We start from the raw sequence: 1784 nt of genomic DNA on the forward strand, positions 1-1784 counted from the left end.
GCCCCGGTGTCTGACGGGCCTGCGCCCGGCGGCTCAGCGGACCGGTAGGTAGTTGATTTTGAACCAGTTCGGATCGACGGGGATGCCGGTCCGGGTGTTGTAGATGGCGACCGACGTTTCCTGATTCTGAGCGTCGATGACCGTCCACTGCTTCAGCGCGCCGGTGCGCTCGTCGAACACCATGATCAGCCGGCCGGTGCCGAACACCGTCTTTTCGGTGAGTTCGATGGTGACCAGCCCGTCCTGCACGGTGGCCGAAGTCACCTTGGCATCGCGGGTCAGGTCGATGCGGTCGGAGAGCAGAAGCCGCAGCGGCGTTTTCTCCAGCGGCCAGATGTCCTGCCCGTCGCGGCGGCGGTCGCGCACCGAAACCGACTTGCCGTCGGAAACGATGAGCAGCTTCGACGGCGGCGCATAGCGGAACAGGATGCGCCCCGGCTTGGCGATGACGAAGCTGCCCTCCGCCCGCGCGCCGCCGGGCGAGAACTGCACGAAATCGCCGCTCATGGTGCGGATGGCGTTGAAATAGGTGTTGATGCGGCCGAGCACGGCGGCATCGGCCCGCGCCCCGCCGCTGACGGCAACCGGCAGCAGCGGCGGCGGGCCCTCCGGCCGGGCGGCTGCGGCGGCGGCCGGCTGGGCCGGGGCGGCGGCCGGCGGCGCCAGACTGAGTGCTGCTCCGGTGCCGCCGCTGCGCGGGGCGGGCAGCGGCAGCCTGCCCACGGCCGGCGTGTCCGCGGCAAGCGCCGGTCCGCCCGCCGCCGGGGCGAGGCTGGCGGCCGCCAGCAGCGCGATCAGCAGCAGGCGGGCTGTGGTGCGGGGCGGGCAGGGGGCGTGGGCAGCCATGGGGGCGCTGGTCTCCGCGAAGAGGGATCCGTGAGGGAGAGGGCCAGCCAGAATGCCGGCCCGTTCCCGTCGTTGCTAGCGGTCAAGATGGGCATCACCGCGGCAAGGTGCAAACCGCCGGCGGCGGCGGACGAAAAAGGCCGGACCTTCCGGTCCGGCCGCTGTCGTGCCGTCAGCGCGCGGCGTGCGGTGTCAGGCTGCCGCGCTGTCGTCGCCGCCCACCAGAATGGCGCGCTTGCCGGCATGGTTGGCCGGGCCGACGATGCCTTCCCGCTCCATGCGCTCGATGATCGAGGCGGCGCGGTTGTAGCCGATCTGCAGGCGGCGCTGCACATAGGAGGTGGAGGCCTTACGGTCGCGCAGCACGATGGCGACCGCGCGGTCGTAGAGATCGGCGCTTTCGCCGAGGCCGCCGGCCGGCCCGCCGCCGCCGGCCTCGTCGTCGTCTTCCTCGTCCATGGTGATGTGGTCGAGATAGTCCGGCGCGCCCTGCTTCTTCAGGTGGGCAACGACATGCTCCACGTCATTGTCGCTGACGAACGGCCCGTGGACACGCTGGATGCGGCCGCCGCCGGCCATGAACAGCATGTCGCCCTGACCGAGCAGCTGCTCGGCGCCCTGTTCGCCGAGAATGGTGCGGCTGTCGATCTTGCTCGTCACCTGGAAGGAGATGCGGGTCGGGAAATTGGCCTTGATGGTGCCGGTGATCACATCGACCGACGGTCGCTGGGTGGCCATGACAATGTGAATGCCGGCGGCGCGCGCCATCTGGGCGAGGCGCTGGATGGCGCCTTCGATTTCCTTGCCGGCCACCATCATCAGGTCGGCCATCTCGTCCACCACGACCACGATGAACGGCATCAGGTCGTGGGCGATCTCCTCCTCCTCGAAGATCGGCTCGCCGGTCTCGCGGTCGAAGCCGGTCTGCACGGTGCGGA

The 1784-nt window shown here is 70.1% G+C and carries 2 protein-coding genes; both read right to left on the reverse strand.

Annotated elements, in window-relative coordinates:
- Positions 1-33: 33 nt before the first annotated feature.
- Complete coding sequence (locus V7067_RS16755) at positions 34-846, reverse strand: outer-membrane lipoprotein carrier protein LolA (RefSeq protein WP_334177033.1); 813 nt, start codon at positions 844-846, stop codon at positions 34-36.
- A gap of 192 nt (positions 847-1038) precedes the next feature.
- Positions 1039-1784 (reverse strand): DNA translocase FtsK (locus V7067_RS16760; RefSeq protein WP_334177034.1); only part of this gene is annotated, 746 nt, incomplete at its 5' end.

Origin of the sequence: Pseudoxanthobacter sp., from assembly GCF_036822375.1 — a bacterium.
In the GTDB taxonomy this organism is placed as follows: Bacteria; Pseudomonadota; Alphaproteobacteria; order Rhizobiales; family Segnochrobactraceae; genus Pseudoxanthobacter.